Below are 14,394 nucleotides of genomic sequence, written 5' to 3'. Positions count from 1 at the left end.
ATCTGTGCGGCGTCAGTCCCAGTCGGGCGCAAGATCCTTTGGTGAAATGATCCGCCCGTCTGGCCGCCCCAGCCCGTGGATGGCCGTCATCTGGGCGGCGCTCAACTCGAAGTCGAAGATGCCGAAGTTCTCCGGCAGGCGCGCCAGCTTGGCTGTCTTCGACAAGGTCACTACGCGCGGCTGCTGGACCAGCCAGCGCAGTGCCACCTGCGCCGCGGTCTTGCCGTGTGCCGCGCCGATGTCCTGCAGCACCTCGTCCTGCGGCACGGCACTATCCGCCATGCCATAGTAACCAGTCAGCGCCATGCCGAGGTCTGCACAGGCCTTCAGGATCGGGGCCTGGGACAGGTATGGGTGGTATTCGACCTGGTTGGTGACAAGCGGCGCGTTGGACAGCTCCGCCGCTTCGTGCATCCCGGCGACGTTGTAGTTGCTGACGCCGATGTGCCGGGCCACGCCCTTGCTCACCGATTTGTTCAACTCGGCGATCTGAACTTCGCGCGGGGTGTCGTTGCCATGCGGCCAGTGCAGCAACAGCAGGTCCACGTGGTCGACGCCGAGCTTTTTCAGGCTCTCCTCGACCGACGGCAGCAAGTCGGCCTCTGCGAACTCGGTCACCCAGACCTTGGTGGTCAGGAAAACCTCGTCACGGGGCACGCCGGATGCCCGGATCGCCGCCCCGACGGCGGCCTCGTTGCCATAGACCTGTGCGGTATCGACGTGGCGAAACCCCAGTTTCAGGGCCTCGGGCAGCACTTCGGCCACCTCGGCATCACTCATCCGGAAGGTGCCAAAGCCCAGGGCGGGGATCGCGGCCCCGTTTGCGGTTACATTATGCATGGTTTTCTCCTTCATTTGGCCGCGGGCGGCCGTGTGTGTTCGGCGTGATGGCGGGCCTTCAGCTCTTCGGGCTGATGTTTTCGCTCGGCTCCGGCCTTCTGGGTCGCCTCATCCCCACTGATCTACGCTGCTTACGCCGTTAAGCATCGCCTCGACCCCATGACGGGCGACCAGCACCGGATCGTTCTTCCAGCGGTTGTCACCAAAGCGGGTGGCATCCATGCCGGCGTGATGGTGGAATTCGGTTGCCGTGGTACCGGGATGCAGAAGCGTGACGCTCACCCCGGTTCCCCGCAATTCTTCCCGCAGACCATGCCCGAAAGAGGACATAAAGGCCTTCGACGGGCCGTAGACGCTCTCATAGGGGGGGGCCGAAGGCCGAGATCGAGCTGACCATCAGGATCTTGCCGCGGGTCTTGATCAGATCAGGCACCAGCGCGTGACACAGCCGCACCGTCAATCCGATGTTCAGGTCGATAAGGTCAAGGTGCCGCTTCAGCGCGATATCGAGGAAGGCACCGCCGACCGCGATGCCGCGTTCAGGACCATGACATCCAGCGGGCCGGCCGCATGCACCGCGTCGATGACCTGCTGCACGCCCTCCGGCCGCGACAGGTCCGACTGCACCGCAACCACGCCGGCCCCGAGGCCACGCAACTCTTGCGCAGCCGCTTGGACCCTGGTGCTGCGCCCTGTGATGATCAGGTCATGGCCATTAGCGGCAAGCAGCTTGGCAATTTCCAGCCCGATCCCGGCAGAGCCGCCAGTCACAAGCGCGCGGGGCCTCACGATTTCATCCATTGTGCAAAGTCCTCCTTGAAGTCGGGGTGCCAGCGCGACAGCGCCGGACGGCCCAAGATCATGTCATCGGCGGCCCAACGGATACGCTTGGCATCCATGGCGGGGGTCACCTCGTTGTCCGGGCAGAGGATGTAGAAATCACCGTTCAGAAGCCGCCCCATGAAGTAGTCGACCATCTGTTCCGCCGACCAGGGCGCGTCGGGTTTGGGGTCCTCCGGCTTGGCGTCCGGGAAGTTCATCGGCGTGTAGGTGTAGCCCGGCACCAGCAAGTGGGCAGAGACCCGGCCCTGCGTGGCGTTGCGCAGCTCGTGTTCAAGCTGCTCGGTCAGCACCTTGATTCCGGCCTTCGCCACCGAATAGGCGGCCTGCCCCGGAGGCGTGGTGATCCCCTCCTTGGAGCCAAGGTTGACGATGGCCCTGGGCCGATCTGCGGCGATCATGTCGGGCACAAAGAGGTGCTGCAGGCGCAGCGCCGAGGTAAAATTGACGTCCAGCACCTCGCGCCACGCCTCGGGCGAGACCCAGGGACCCGGACGGCGCATGAGCCCCTCATTGTTCATCAGCAGTTGCGGCGTGCCGAAGCGGTCGGCCACCTCTCCGTGCAGGTTTTCGCAATCTGCGGCCTTGGACACGTCCCCAGTCACCGTCAGCACTTCGGTGTTGAGACCGGCCGCAAGCGCCTTGAGCGCCTCGCCGTCGCGGTCGAACAGCGCCAGTTTCATGCCCCGCGCGGCGAGGTCGGTGGCGATGGCCGCGCCGATCCCCTTGGCAGCACCGGTGATGACGGCGACGGAGCCCTGGGCGACGATCTGTTGCATCCTTGTCATGGGTCAGTCCCTTTCTTTCAGTTTGAGAGCGATGATGAAGATGACGAGCCCGGCCAGCGCCAGCGCCGCACCGACATAGCCAGTCGCGGCCCAGCCGAGCCCGGCAGAGATGGCGAGCCCGCCGGTCCAGGCACCGATGGCGTTGGAGAGGTTGAAGGCCGAGTGGTTCATGGCGGAGGCCAGCGATTGCGCACGCGGTGCCGCATCCATCAACCGGGCCTGCAAGGCCGGGACCAGACCAAAGCCGATGCCCACGAGGAAGAGCTCCAGCCCCGCAAGCCAGACCGAACTTGCCACGGCGGCAAAGAGCGCCAGGGTTGCGACGGTCCAGACGAAGAAACCGAGGATCGCACGGGTCAGTGCCTTGTCGGCAAGCCAGCCACCGGCTGTGTTCCCAACGACCATGCCCAGCCCCCATAGCGCCAGCATCCAGGGCACCTGCGCTTCGGCAAGGCCTGTAACCTAGGTCAGCGTTGACGTGATGTAGCTGTAGACCGCGAACATCCCGCCAAAGCCGATGGCCGCCGTGGCCAGCGTCAGCCAGACCTGCAACGACCGGAAAGCCGAAAGCTCGGAGAGCGGCGAGGCACCTTCGCCGGCGGGCCGCGTCGGCACAAAGATCGGCAGCAGCACGAAAAGCAAGGCTCCGCCAGCTGCCACCAGACCGAAGGCCGAGCGCCAGCCAAAGACCTGCCCCATCCAGGTGACCAGAGGCACGCCCGCGACGTTCGCGGCGGCAAGCCCCAGCATCACGTGGCCGATCGCCTGCGTACGCTTTTCGGGTGCCACCAGCGACGCCGCGCCACCCCCGCCGTGCCGTAGTAGGCACCATGCGGCAGCCCCGAGATGAAGCGCGCCGCGCCGATCTGGCCAAAGCTCGCCGCCAGCGCCGACCCAGCGTTGCCGACAAGGATCAGCAGTGGCAGCCCCATCAGCAGCTTGCGTTTTTCCATGCGGGCCGTGACGACGGTAAGCAGCGGAGCGCCCACCATCACACCGAGGGCATAGAGGCTGACGAGATGACCCGCCGTGGGCATGTCGACCTCGTAGGTGTCGGCGATCGACGGTGCCAAACCCATGGCAGCGAACTCCGCGGTGCCGAGGAAAAGCCCGCCGAGGGCGAGGACGATCTGGGCGGCGATAATGTTCATACGTGTCTGCTGTCTTGCGTTCCGGAAAAGACATAGAGGCCAAGCGGCAGTGTGGTAAGGCAACGAGAGCTGCACGCAGTGATGAATGGAATTCACCTCAGAACGTGCGAGGTGACCCGCACCGATCTGGGCGTTCTCAACTTCTTTCGTGTCGTCGCCGAAACGGGCGGATTCAGAAAGGCCGAAGCCCTGCTTGATCTGTCGCCCTCGGCGCTTAGCCACGCCATGCGCGGGCTCGAGCAGCGTCAGGGCGTGCGCCTATTCAACCGGACCAACCGCAGCGTGACGTTGACCCATGCCGGCTTTGAATTGCTGGCCGATGTCCAGGCCGGGCTGGATGCCATCGAGGCTGGTCTGGAAGGGCTTAACCGTTACAGGGACCGTCCGGCCGGGACCCTTCGGATCAACGTGCCGTCAGACGCGGCGCGGCTGGTGATCGCACCGGTCCTTGCCGACTACATGCGGCAGTTTCCCGAAGTCAGTGTCGAGATCGAGATCAACGACCATGTCATCGACATCGTGCAGAAAGGGTTCGACGCGGGCATCCGCTATGGCGGCACCGTGCCCGAAGACATGATCGCGTTGCCGCTCGGTCGCGAATTGCGCTGGATCGCCGTCGCCTCGCCCGAGTATCTTGCATCGGCCCCGCCGCTGGAGCATCCCGATGATCTGAAGGCCCACCGCTGCATCGGTTTGCGGATGGGAACCGGGCGGTTTTACAACTGGGAACTCGAACGCGGGAGCGAGGAAGTCGTCCTTTCCCTGGACTGGGCCGTGATCGTCAACGAGACTGTCCTGTCACTTGAGATTGCCGAGAACGGCGGCGGTATCTGCTACACATTGGAAGACCGCATCCGCCCGCAGCTTGCCGACGGACGTCTGGTCCATGTCCTGCCTGACTGGTGGTCCATGGGGCCTGCCTTCCACCTTTACTATCCAAGCCGCCGACAGCTTCCCGAAGCCCTGCGCGCCCTGCTCAGGATCATGCAGCGTGGTAGTCCAAGGTGACCCGCCACCGGCACGACCGAGAGGATGTCAAGCCGCGGGGGCTGTTTCGCCTTCCTTAGCTGGACTGTTTAATATCAGACGGTGCCATCGGTGGCATCGAAGCAAAGAGCTTTTTGCTGTTCGGTGTCACCCGGCGACTTCACAGGGTTACGCTGGACTGCTGAACCGCTGGACTGCTCCAAATCATAAGTGACTTGGATGGCATTCTGGAAAGCGAAACAGACAGATTTAATATGCCCACATCCGCTAACGGATGATTAGCCGGGCCCAATGTCTCTTGCTTTTGTACCGGCCGCAAAAATCCAGAAACGTTTGACTGCATTATTCGGGGTGCTGGCTCACGGTTTGGCAACCAGTTCTCTTGCGCGATCACGCAGGGCGAATTTCTGGATCTTGCCGGTTGAGGTTCTGGGAATGGTCGTCACGACAAACTTTCCCGGAACTTTGTAGGCAGCCAGCCTTTCACGGCACCAAGTGCGCAGCGCGTCTGTATCGATCTCGTGGCCGCTTTTCGGTTCTATAAAGGCGCAAGGTGTTTCTCCCCATTTCGGATGGGGCATCGCAACAACCGCCGCAATTTCTACGGAGGGGTAACTGTAGAGCACTTCTTCGACTTCGATCGAGGAAATGTTCTCGCCGCCCGAGATGATGATGTCCTTCGAACGGTCCTTAAGCTGGATATATCCATCGGGATGCACCACACCCAGATCACCTGAATGGAACCATCCCCCCTCAAAGGCCGTTTGCGTGGCTTGAGGATTGCGGAAATATCCCTTCATCACGACATTGCCGCGAAACATCACCTCCCCCATCGTCACGCCATCGCGCGGAACGGGCTGCATTGTCTCGGGGTCAAGCACGTCCAGTCCTTCTAGTGGCAGGTAGCGGACGCCTTGGCGCGATTTCAGGCGCGCCTGTTCACCGCTGGGAAGCGATGACCAGCTTTCGTGCCAGTCGTTCACAACCGCCGGGCCGTATGTTTCGGTCAGCCCGTAAAGATGCGTCACCTCGAAGCCTGCCGTTTGCATATCGGCCAGCAATTTTTCCGGCGGCGGAGCGGCGGCCGTGAAGAATTGCACAGTATGATCAAGGGCACGCTGCGTCTCTGCGGGCGCAGAGATCATCAGGGACATGACAATTGGCGCACCGCACAGATGTGTCACCTTTTCATCGGCCAATGCGTTCCAGATCGGCTCGGCGCGGACTTGGCGCAGGCAAACATGGGTGCCGATGATGGCAGAGAGTGTCCACGGGAAGCACCACCCGTTGCAGTGAAACATCGGCAGCGTCCACAGGTAGACAGCGTGTTTGCGCATCGAGGTGGTGAGCGCGTTGCCTTGTGCCAGGAGATATGCGCCGCGGTGGTGCGAGACGACGCCCTTTGGGTCACCGGTCGTGCCGGACGTATAGTTGATCGAAATCGCGTCCCATTCGTCCTCGGGCATGAGCCATGCGAACGCGGGATCGCCCTCTGCGAGGAAGGATTCGTAATCCGCCCCGTCGAATGCCTCCGTTGTGCCGTCATATTCGGGGTCGTCAACCTGGATCACCAGCGGACGGACCTCGGCCAAGGCCAGTGCCTCCTGCATCAGCGGCATGAATTCGGAGTCCACGATAACGATCCTGGACATCGCATGATCCAGCTGAAAGGCGATGATCGCCGCGTCGAGACGCGTGTTGATCGAGTGCAGCACCCCGCCGCACATGGGGACGCCGTAGTGACATTCGAGCATCGCCGGCGTGTTGGGCAGCATGGCCGAAACGGTATCACCACGCCCGATCCCGCGCTGCGCCAGCGCCGATGCCAGCCGCCTGGAACGGGCGTAGAACACTGCGTAGCTGCGGCGCAGTGCACCGTGGATGATCGCCGTATGTTCGGGGAACACCGTGGCTGCACGTTCCAGAAACGTAAGCGGTGTCAGCGGCTGGTAGTTTGCCGGATTACGGTCGAGGCCAGTGTTGTAGGGGTTTTCAGATGTCACGTCATGCGTCCTGCCACTTGGGTGCGCGCTTTTCAATGAAGGCACCAATCCCTTCTTGTGCATCATACGCAAGCATGTTGTCGACCATCACCTGAGACGCATAGTCATAGGCCTCGGCAAGCGGCATGTCACGTTGTTCATAAAAGGCGCGCTTGCCCGTGGCCAGCGTCATGCTTGATTTGGCAGCAATCTTGCGGGCCATTTCGGTTGTAGCGTCTTGCAGCCTGTCTTCGGATACAACGCGGTTCACCAACCCGATCTCGGCAGCGCGTGCTGCAGAGGTCATGTCGCCTGTCAGAAGCATTTCCATCGCGTGCTTGTTTGATACATTTCGCGACAGGGCGACCATAGGTGTCGAGCAGAACAGGCCGATATGAACCCCCGGCGTGCTGAATTGCGCGGTTTCGGCCGCGATGGCCAGATCGCAACTAGCCACTAGTTGGCAGCCCGCGGCTGTTGCGACCCCCGTGACTTCGGCAATCACCGGCTTGGGGCAAAGGACAATGGCCTGCATCACGCCCGAGCACATGGACATGACCTTGGCAAAATAGGCTTTTCCGCCATCCGCGCCGGTGCGTCCGGCTGTCATCTCTTTCAGATCGTGGCCCGCGCAAAACGCAGGTCCGTTCGCGGCCAGAATAATCACGCGAACAGCAGGGTCATCACCTGCCCTTTTAAAGGCGTTGCCAAGCGCGCTCAGCATCGCCTCTGAAAGCGCATTGCGCCGTTTCACATCATTGAGCGTCAGGCGCAGGATGCCGTCAGTGCCCAGATCACGGGTTAAAATATCGCTCGACGCCATGGGGCCGCTCCTTGGCAGAGGGTTAGCGGATGTTGATTTCAACACTGTCCGCAAGGGTGTTGGCGATAAAGCAATACCGGTGCGCGCGCTCTTGCATCTCTGCCATTTGCGTATCGGTGACGGTAAAGCCCGTATCGAACCGCACCACAGGATGAAGATCAATCCGCGTGACCGACATCTGCCCCTTTGGATTCTTGCCAAGATGCGCCTCGGCATAGTCGTGATAGCTGGCCACCGGCCAGCCGGCCTTGGCCGCCAGCGCAAGGAAGGTCATCATGTGGCAGCTTGAAAGCGCTGACGCCAGCGCCTGCTCGGGGTTTGTATTTGACGGATCGCCACCCCAATCGGGGGCAGAGTCCACCGTGATGTCATACAATCGGTTCATCTGCACAGTATGTGCGTTTGAATAGGTGCCTGTCGCGAACACGGGCTCGGCGCGCTGCCAATGCAGCTCGATTGAAAGATCGGACATATCTGAAATCTCTTCTGAAGATGAGGCGCACCGGCGGCGCGTACACTCTGGTGAGAGGGTGCGCCGCCGGCGATGCAACGGGATTTATGCCGCCGCGATCTGCTTCTTTGGGTCGTAGAAGGGGCGTTCGACGACAGTGGCCTTTGTCGGGCCGGACTTTGTCACGACTTCCACCTCGGCCCCCAGCACTGCTGCATCGACCTCGACCATCGCCAGCGCGATGTTTTTCTCAAGGCGGGGCGAATATACGGCTGATGTTACTTTGCCAATCTCTTTGCCGCCCTGGTTGACCGTCCAGAACGTGGTGTTCGGACCTTTCAGCGGGTCGCAGTCAATCAACAGACCAACTTGTTTGCGCTTTGGACCGTTTTCCTTAATGCGACGCAGCGCGTCCTTGCCGATGAAATCCGCGTCCATATCGAGGTTCACAAGCCGGTCAAAACCCAGCTCGTAGGGATTTGTCTTGTTGTCCGCATCTGCATGATACGAAAGCATGCCGCCTTCGATCCGGCGGATCGAAGATGTGTGACCCGGTTTAAGGCCATGCTCCATGCCTGCAGCCATGATCCGCTCCCAAAGCAGATCGCCTCGTGAGCCATCCCGCAGATAGAGTTCGTAGCCCAATTCGCTGGACCAGCCTGTGCGCGACACGATCAGCGGAACGCCATCCAGATCTACTTCGCGCAGCCAGTAGTATTTGAGATCCATGATGCTTTCGCCGAAAAGCTCTTGCATGATCAGGCCCGATTTAGGCCCCTGAAGCTGCAGCGGCGACACGTCAGGTTCGCCAATCTGCACGTCCAGGCCCGAATGCACAGCCACGCCCTGCGCCCAAAGCAGGATGTCGCTGTCGGCCAGCGAAATCCAGAAATGGTTTTCAGCCAGACGCAACAGGATCGGATCGTTCAGAATGCCGCCATCCGCATTTGTGATCAGGATGTATTTGCACTGGCCTACGGCCATCTTCGACAGATCGCGCGGCGTCAGCATCTGCACGAATTTTGCGGCATCCGGCCCGGTGATTTCGACCTGACGCTCAACGGCCACATCACACAGGATCGCCTCGTTCACAAGGTTCCAGAAGTTCTGCTCGGGATCACCAAAGTCACGCGGTATATACATATGATTATAAACAGAAAAACCCTTGGCACCCCAACGAACCGTTGCATCGAAATAAGGTGATTTGCGGATTTGTGTGCCGAAGCCAAAGTCGTCTGCTTGTGTCATATTTTCGCCCTCATAGCAGGTGGCCTGACAGACCAGTGAAGTGATGAAACCTGGCCAAGATATAATTTGAAATCCGCAGAGCTATTGGTTTGATAACGCGCTTCTGTTAGGCCGATCAGTCCGATTATCGGGCCACGATCCGTCCGTTCAGACTTTGTGGACTATTTCCCGCTTGTCGCGATCAGTTTTGCCAGGTTGGGCTGGCTGGTTTTGATTTGACGAGTCGCGATGTATGTCATGTAGCGTTCAATCGCGAGATCGGACGAAAGCATCTCATCCATGAGCAGTTGAAAGGCGGCAAGGCTGGGCGTTGCCGTTTTCATCACATAGTCCATGCCGCCACCGGTCGCGATGCAATCCGTCACCTCGTCAAGCTTTCGGATGTAATCCTCAAAGCGAACGAATTCAGCTTTCCGGTGCGAGCCAAGAGAGACAGTGACAACAACCTGCGTGAAATCAACGATACGCTCCAAAGCCAACTCGGCGTGATAGCCACGGATATACCCCGCAGCTTTCAGCCGGTCGAGACGTGCCCAGCACGGCGTGGGCGACAGGTTCACCAGTTCGGCCAGACGCGTCTTGCTGAGTTGCCCGTGCTGCTGGACTGCGCTGAGGATCCGAATATCCGTGGCATCAAGGCCCAGTTTTTTCATGCGCGTGATTCTTTCAATTCGTTGACCTGCCGCTTGCCCGATTTTCCCTAAAGAGAACCTTACACGCATAATTTCAGGCAAATACTAAAAATCCGCATGGGCGTTTGCGACCCGTTATCGGTTTTATTGGTAAATATCAGAGGAGACGATGTTGGCGAACCTGTCCAGGAAGCACGCATTTCACCCAAGCCAGATCGGCATGTGGAAGCGAGGCGAAGAATGGTGATCAAGCATCATCAACTTAGCGTGCGCCTTCAATGCTAGCTGCTGACGCTGATACGGTCTAATCTGTGCGACGAACAAAAGGGCCATAGAAAAAGGCACCCGTCAGGTGCCCTATATATTGACTTCAGTTTCTCTTCGCGGTCGCTTGCCCCAGATTCAAAGACAACTTTACCCCGATTTAATGCGCCTTAGTGGGTCCACGCACCACGACGGGCCGTTGCGAAGTTTTCGCCGTAGCCGCCTGGGCGGATGTTAGCGCGGCGTTTGTGGGGTTCTTGCACAACCGCATCAATCCCATGGGAGCGGGCATATTCAACAGCTTCTTCCTTGGTCTCGAATCGCAGTTTGACCTGTGTCTGGGTATCGTTCGAGGATGTCCAACCCATCAACGGGTCAACTTCACGTGCGCTTTCCTGATTGAACTCGAGCAGCCAGATGTGGGTCTTTGCGGTCCCCGAGGACATTGCTGTTCGTGCAGGTTGGTAAATGCGAGCGCGCATATGGAAATCTCCGGCTGGTTTAGATGTTATATCGGTCATTTTGCCCGAAGGATCAAGCGATCACCGCCAATGCTAAACATTTCACATTGCAAATGCTGCAATGCAGCACACATTAAGAGACGCACAACGGAGCAAGCCAATGACCCCCCTGATAATGATGGAACTGAGTACCCGGATGGTGTCCCTGTTTCTGGATACCCATGCTGTGATGACCCTTCGCCTTATGGGTATGGCCGGAGCCATGCCACATGCGCGCGGCGAAAATGAACGCATGGTAAATGAAAAAGGCCCTGCCCTGGCCAAAGCCTATGTTGCCGCCACCAAAACCGCGATTGCAGGCGGCAGACCCGATCAGATCATGACCGCCGCAATGGCCCCCGTCAGCAAGAAGGTCCGTGCAAACCGCAAGCGTCTGACAAAGTAACACCCGCGCAACCCCTTGATCCTGACGCAAATGATGACACCTTAGGGACGTCATCCAAAGGAACCTGCCATGGCCTACGCCCATTCCGACAGCCTACCGGAACGCAAAGATGCGTACCTGTCCAACCCCGCACCAGATGTGCGCGAACGCCCCAAGCTTGAGGGCGGCAAACGGTTTGTGCTGTCGACAGAATTTGACCCCGCAGGCGACCAACCCACCGCGATCAAGGAATTGTCCGAGGGCGTTCTATCCGGCGAGCGGGACCAGGTGCTGCTGGGGGCGACGGGAACGGGTAAAACCTTTACCATGGCAAAAGTGATCGAAGAGACGCAACGCCCTGCGATCATCCTTGCCCCGAACAAAACCTTGGCCGCGCAGCTTTACGGCGAATTCAAGGGCTTCTTCCCGGACAATGCCGTCGAATACTTCGTCAGTTATTACGACTACTACCAACCCGAAGCCTATGTCGCGCGATCCGATACCTTCATCGAGAAGGAATCGCAGATCAACGAACAGATCGACCGGATGCGCCACTCTGCCACGCGCGCGTTGTTGGAGCGTGACGATGTCATCATCATCGCTTCTGTCTCGTGCATCTACGGCATCGGGTCGGTCGAAACCTATGGTGCGATGACGCAGGACTTGAAAACCGGCACATCCTACGACCAACGGCAGGTGATCGCCGATCTGATCGCACAGGCCTATAAACGCAACGATGCGGCGTTCCAGCGCGGGACCTTCCGTGTACGGGGTGACAGTCTCGAGATTTTTCCGGCCCACCTTGAGGACCGCGCCTGGCGGTTGTCGTTTTTCGGCGAAGAACTGGAAAGCATCACGGAATTCGACCCGCTGACCGGGGAAAAGACCGGCACGTTCGACCAGATCCGCGTCTATGCCAACAGCCACTATGTGACGCCGAAACCGACCATGAACCAGGCGGTGATCGGGATCAAAAAAGAACTGCGCATGCGGTTGGACCAGTTGGTCGGCGAAGGCAAATTGCTGGAAGCACAACGGCTTGAGCAGCGCTGCAATTTCGATATCGAGATGCTGGAAGCGACGGGCGTCTGCAACGGGATCGAGAACTATTCGCGCTATCTGACCGGACGCGCGCCCGGCGAACCGCCCCCCACACTGTTCGAGTTCATTCCGGACAATGCGATTGTATTCGCTGATGAATCTCACGTATCCGTGCCCCAGATCGGCGGCATGTACAAAGGCGACTATCGGCGCAAGTTCACGCTGGCCGAACATGGTTTCCGCCTGCCGTCCTGCATGGACAACCGCCCGCTGAAGTTCGAGGAATGGGATGCCATGCGCCCGCAATCGGTGTTCGTCTCTGCCACTCCGGCGGCATGGGAGATTGAGCAGACCGGCGGCGTCTTCACTGAACAGATCATCCGCCCCACCGGCCTGATCGACCCCATGATCGAAATCCGCCCGGTCGAAATGCAGGTCGACGATCTGCTGGACGAGGTCCGCAAGGTCGCCGCCGACGGATACCGGACGCTGTGCACCGTTCTGACCAAACGCATGGCCGAAGATCTGACCGAATACATGCATGAACAGGGTATCCGTGTGCGCTATATGCACAGCGACATCGACACGATCGAGCGGATCGAAATCCTGCGCGACCTGCGTTTGGGCGCATTCGACGTGCTGATCGGCATCAACCTTCTGCGCGAGGGTCTGGACATTCCCGAATGCGGGCTGGTGGCTATTCTGGATGCGGATAAAGAAGGCTTCCTGCGTTCTGAAACCTCGCTGATCCAGACGATCGGCCGCGCTGCGCGGAACGCCGAAGGTCGCGTGATCATGTATGCCGACCGCATCACCGGGTCGATGGAACGCGCGATGGGCGAAACCGACCGCCGCCGCGCCAAGCAGGTCGCCTATAACGAACTGCACGGCATCACGCCGACCACGGTCAAGAAGAACGTCGATGACATCCTTGCCGGTCTCTACAAAGGCGACGTGGACATGAACCGCGTGACCGCCAAGATCGACAACCCGCTGGCGGGGGGCAACCTGAAAACCGTGCTGGACGGGTTGCGGACCGACATGCGCAAGGCCGCAGAGAACCTCGAGTTCGAAGAAGCCGCCCGTTTGCGCGACGAGGTCAAGCGCCTTGAAGCCGTCGATCTGGCCATCGCGGACGACCCCATGGCGCGGCAGTATGCCGTCGACAAGGCTGTGGACGATGCGCAAAAGGCGTCGGGTCGATCCACTGGCGGGCGGGGCGGCATGCGCGGCGGCAAGTCACGGTATGGCGGGAAAAAACGATAGGATTTCGTTACCCGCCAGCCCCACTTTTGCGATTGCGCTGATTAAATCTATCGCCGATTGGCGGTTGGATTTCTGCGCAACTGCGCAAATCTAAATTATCCGGCTTCCAGAAATTTTTATAAAATTGGGAACGATTCAGAACAGCAATACGTTCACCTAGCAGAACAACTCAAAAGGAGAACGACAATGGAATATGGTATTCTGGGTCTGATTATACTTATCGCTGACATCTATGCAATCGTCAAGGTTCTCGGCTCTGGTGCCTCGACATTGTCGAAGTTGCTTTGGATCGTCGGCATCGTGGTCTTCCCTGTTTTGGGCTTTATCGTATGGCTCATTGCTGGTCCAAAAGGCGGCACCGTCAGCGTATAACAAACGCGACGCACTCAAACGAAAGCCCACAGATAACTCTGTGGGTTTTTGTCGTTTAATAGCCTAATTATTTCAAATTATAAAAACCTTATTAACCTTCTTTTAGCATGCTTCCCGAAAATTCGGTATTTTGAACATGCTTCGCATTTCAGTTTCTTTACTTTCTATTTTCCTGGCGCATTCGGCTTTTGCCGGGGCTTGGCTGCGCGAAAAAGACAGCGGCTTTTCGTCTTTGACGGCGAGTGGCGCGATGACATTGGACTTTGGTCAGAAGACCTACCTTGAATACGGGGTGCGCCACGATCTGACGCTGGGGGCCGAGCTGGGATTTCTCATGTCGGCGAATAGCGGTCGGTCAGACTACGCGACACTATTCCTGCGCCGCCCGATTGGCGATAAAGCGGGGCCGGATCTTTGGGCCTATGAACTGGGCATCGGCGCGACCTGGACGGGCGAAACCGTCAATCCTTATCTGCGCACCGGGCTTTCGTGGGGGCGCGGCTTCACTCTTGGCACGCGCAGCGGTTGGGTGGGGGTGGATACGACCATTCAATGGGACGTCTATAATGCCAATCATCTGCTCAAGCTCGACAGCACTGTCGGAATGAATTTCAACGACCGTTTTTCGGTAATGGTTCAGGTGTTTCATGCGCGCGTGAATGCCGGCGCGACCACGTCGATCGCACCGTCCCTTGTCGTCAGACCCCTTAAAAAGCGGCCCCACATCAGGCTGAAGATCGGGACAGAAACGCAAATCGGCAATATGGACGCCACTGCGTTCAAGATTTCTTTCTGGCGCGATTTCTAGGCTCCTCATACTGCTC

At 59.0% G+C, this 14,394-nt stretch carries 16 protein-coding genes and 2 pseudogenes; 5 read left to right on the top strand and 13 right to left on the bottom strand.

What is annotated here, in order from left to right; all coding sequences use genetic code 11:
- Window positions 1-12: 12 nt before the first annotated feature.
- The 7 genes and pseudogenes from RGAI101_RS14695 to RGAI101_RS22165 form a co-directional block, all read right to left on the bottom strand.
- Window positions 13-840: an aldo/keto reductase gene (locus RGAI101_RS14695; protein ID WP_037228412.1), complete on the bottom strand. Its 828-nt coding sequence runs from the start codon at window positions 838-840 to the stop codon at window positions 13-15.
- 108 nt (window positions 841-948) lie between these two features.
- A pseudogene (locus RGAI101_RS21825) lies at window positions 949-1,191 on the bottom strand (SDR family NAD(P)-dependent oxidoreductase); the annotation flags it as partial.
- A 144-nt stretch (window positions 1,192-1,335) separates the two neighbouring features.
- Window positions 1,336-1,641 carry an SDR family NAD(P)-dependent oxidoreductase gene (locus tag RGAI101_RS21820; RefSeq protein WP_008225727.1) on the bottom strand — a complete coding sequence of 102 codons (306 nt, stop codon included), beginning with the start codon at window positions 1,639-1,641 and terminating at the stop codon, window positions 1,336-1,338.
- Entirely contained in the window at window positions 1,626-2,468 is an 843-nt protein-coding gene (locus RGAI101_RS14685) for an SDR family NAD(P)-dependent oxidoreductase (RefSeq protein WP_037228410.1), read from the bottom strand. The genes RGAI101_RS21820 and RGAI101_RS14685 overlap by 16 nt, the downstream gene beginning before the upstream one ends.
- 3 nt (window positions 2,469-2,471) lie before the next feature.
- Window positions 2,472-2,912 (bottom strand): annotated as a pseudogene (locus tag RGAI101_RS22175) (MFS transporter); the annotation flags it as partial.
- An 18-nt stretch (window positions 2,913-2,930) separates the two neighbouring features.
- Window positions 2,931-3,257, bottom strand: coding sequence for an MFS transporter (locus RGAI101_RS22170; protein ID WP_198133703.1), 327 nt, complete (start codon window positions 3,255-3,257; stop codon window positions 2,931-2,933).
- A complete protein-coding gene (locus RGAI101_RS22165) occupies window positions 3,218-3,619 on the bottom strand; it encodes an MFS transporter (RefSeq protein WP_008226612.1) in 402 nt (133 codons plus the stop codon). The genes RGAI101_RS22170 and RGAI101_RS22165 overlap by 40 nt, the downstream gene beginning before the upstream one ends.
- Window positions 3,620-3,730: 111 nt before the next feature.
- Between RGAI101_RS22165 and RGAI101_RS14675 the strand changes: the two genes are divergently transcribed.
- A complete protein-coding gene (locus RGAI101_RS14675) occupies window positions 3,731-4,627 on the top strand; it encodes a LysR family transcriptional regulator (protein ID WP_008227165.1) in 897 nt (298 codons plus the stop codon).
- Window positions 4,628-4,965: 338 nt separating this feature from the next.
- Here RGAI101_RS14675 and RGAI101_RS14670 read toward each other — a convergent pair whose 3' ends face one another.
- From RGAI101_RS14670 to RGAI101_RS14645, 6 genes are all read right to left on the bottom strand, one after another.
- A complete protein-coding gene (locus tag RGAI101_RS14670) occupies window positions 4,966-6,609 on the bottom strand; it encodes an acyl-CoA synthetase (RefSeq protein ID WP_008225194.1) in 1,644 nt (547 codons plus the stop codon).
- Window position 6,610: 1 nt separating this feature from the next.
- Entirely contained in the window at window positions 6,611-7,411 is an 801-nt protein-coding gene (locus tag RGAI101_RS14665; protein WP_008227744.1) for an enoyl-CoA hydratase, read from the bottom strand.
- A 22-nt stretch (window positions 7,412-7,433) separates the two neighbouring features.
- A complete protein-coding gene (locus RGAI101_RS14660) occupies window positions 7,434-7,883 on the bottom strand; it encodes an OsmC family protein (RefSeq protein WP_008226582.1) in 450 nt (149 codons plus the stop codon).
- Between the two features lie 84 nt (window positions 7,884-7,967).
- On the bottom strand, window positions 7,968-9,110 hold the full coding sequence (locus tag RGAI101_RS14655) for a glycine cleavage T C-terminal barrel domain-containing protein (RefSeq protein WP_008224978.1): 1,143 nt from the start codon (window positions 9,108-9,110) through the stop codon (window positions 7,968-7,970).
- A 161-nt stretch (window positions 9,111-9,271) separates the two neighbouring features.
- A complete protein-coding gene (locus tag RGAI101_RS14650; protein WP_008225176.1) occupies window positions 9,272-9,763 on the bottom strand; it encodes an Lrp/AsnC family transcriptional regulator in 492 nt (163 codons plus the stop codon).
- A gap of 413 nt (window positions 9,764-10,176) precedes the next feature.
- The gene (locus tag RGAI101_RS14645) at window positions 10,177-10,488 is read right to left on the bottom strand and encodes an ETC complex I subunit (protein ID WP_037228405.1); all 312 of its coding nucleotides are present in this window, start codon (window positions 10,486-10,488) and stop codon (window positions 10,177-10,179) included.
- A gap of 139 nt (window positions 10,489-10,627) precedes the next feature.
- Here RGAI101_RS14645 and RGAI101_RS14640 point away from each other — a divergent pair, with 139 nt between their 5' ends.
- The 4 genes from RGAI101_RS14640 to RGAI101_RS14625 all read left to right on the top strand — a co-directional run bounded on the left by RGAI101_RS14640 (window position 10,628) and on the right by RGAI101_RS14625 (window position 14,378).
- Window positions 10,628-10,912, top strand: a complete 285-nt coding sequence (locus RGAI101_RS14640) for a hypothetical protein (RefSeq protein WP_037228402.1) — start codon at window positions 10,628-10,630, stop codon at window positions 10,910-10,912.
- A 69-nt stretch (window positions 10,913-10,981) separates the two neighbouring features.
- Window positions 10,982-13,198 carry an excinuclease ABC subunit UvrB gene (gene uvrB, locus RGAI101_RS14635; protein ID WP_008228471.1) on the top strand — a complete coding sequence of 739 codons (2,217 nt, stop codon included), beginning with the start codon at window positions 10,982-10,984 and terminating at the stop codon, window positions 13,196-13,198.
- A gap of 186 nt (window positions 13,199-13,384) precedes the next feature.
- Entirely contained in the window at window positions 13,385-13,570 is a 186-nt protein-coding gene (locus tag RGAI101_RS14630; RefSeq protein WP_008228860.1) for a PLDc N-terminal domain-containing protein, read from the top strand.
- A gap of 136 nt (window positions 13,571-13,706) precedes the next feature.
- Window positions 13,707-14,378, top strand: a complete 672-nt coding sequence (locus RGAI101_RS14625) for a hypothetical protein (protein WP_008226555.1) — start codon at window positions 13,707-13,709, stop codon at window positions 14,376-14,378.
- The last annotated feature ends 16 nt before the right edge of the window (window positions 14,379-14,394 follow it).

Origin of the sequence: Roseobacter sp. GAI101 (assembly GCF_000156335.1) — a bacterium.
Classification (GTDB): domain Bacteria; phylum Pseudomonadota; class Alphaproteobacteria; order Rhodobacterales; family Rhodobacteraceae; genus Sulfitobacter.
This window is presented reverse-complemented; position numbering and strand designations above follow the sequence as displayed.

Excerpts from the sequence above, each read along its gene's own strand:
- RGAI101_RS14695 (WP_037228412.1), bottom strand. The coding sequence starts at position 840 with ATGCATAATGTAACCGCAAACGGGGCCGCGATCCCCGCCCTGGGCTTT.
- RGAI101_RS21820 (WP_008225727.1), bottom strand. The coding sequence starts at position 1,641 with ATGGATGAAATCGTGAGGCCCCGCGCGCTTGTGACTGGCGGCTCTGCC.
- RGAI101_RS14685 (WP_037228410.1), bottom strand. The coding sequence starts at position 2,468 with ATGACAAGGATGCAACAGATCGTCGCCCAGGGCTCCGTCGCCGTCATC.
- RGAI101_RS22165 (WP_008226612.1), bottom strand. The coding sequence starts at position 3,619 with ATGAACATTATCGCCGCCCAGATCGTCCTCGCCCTCGGCGGGCTTTTC.
- RGAI101_RS14665 (WP_008227744.1), bottom strand. The coding sequence starts at position 7,411 with ATGGCGTCGAGCGATATTTTAACCCGTGATCTGGGCACTGACGGCATC.
- RGAI101_RS14660 (WP_008226582.1), bottom strand. The coding sequence starts at position 7,883 with ATGTCCGATCTTTCAATCGAGCTGCATTGGCAGCGCGCCGAGCCCGTG.
- RGAI101_RS14655 (WP_008224978.1), bottom strand. The coding sequence starts at position 9,110 with ATGACACAAGCAGACGACTTTGGCTTCGGCACACAAATCCGCAAATCA.
- RGAI101_RS14650 (WP_008225176.1), bottom strand. The coding sequence starts at position 9,763 with ATGAAAAAACTGGGCCTTGATGCCACGGATATTCGGATCCTCAGCGCA.
- RGAI101_RS14645 (WP_037228405.1), bottom strand. The coding sequence starts at position 10,488 with ATGCGCGCTCGCATTTACCAACCTGCACGAACAGCAATGTCCTCGGGG.
- RGAI101_RS14640 (WP_037228402.1), top strand. The coding sequence starts at position 10,628 with ATGACCCCCCTGATAATGATGGAACTGAGTACCCGGATGGTGTCCCTG.
- uvrB (WP_008228471.1), top strand. The coding sequence starts at position 10,982 with ATGGCCTACGCCCATTCCGACAGCCTACCGGAACGCAAAGATGCGTAC.
- RGAI101_RS14630 (WP_008228860.1), top strand. The coding sequence starts at position 13,385 with ATGGAATATGGTATTCTGGGTCTGATTATACTTATCGCTGACATCTAT.
- RGAI101_RS14625 (WP_008226555.1), top strand. The coding sequence starts at position 13,707 with ATGCTTCGCATTTCAGTTTCTTTACTTTCTATTTTCCTGGCGCATTCG.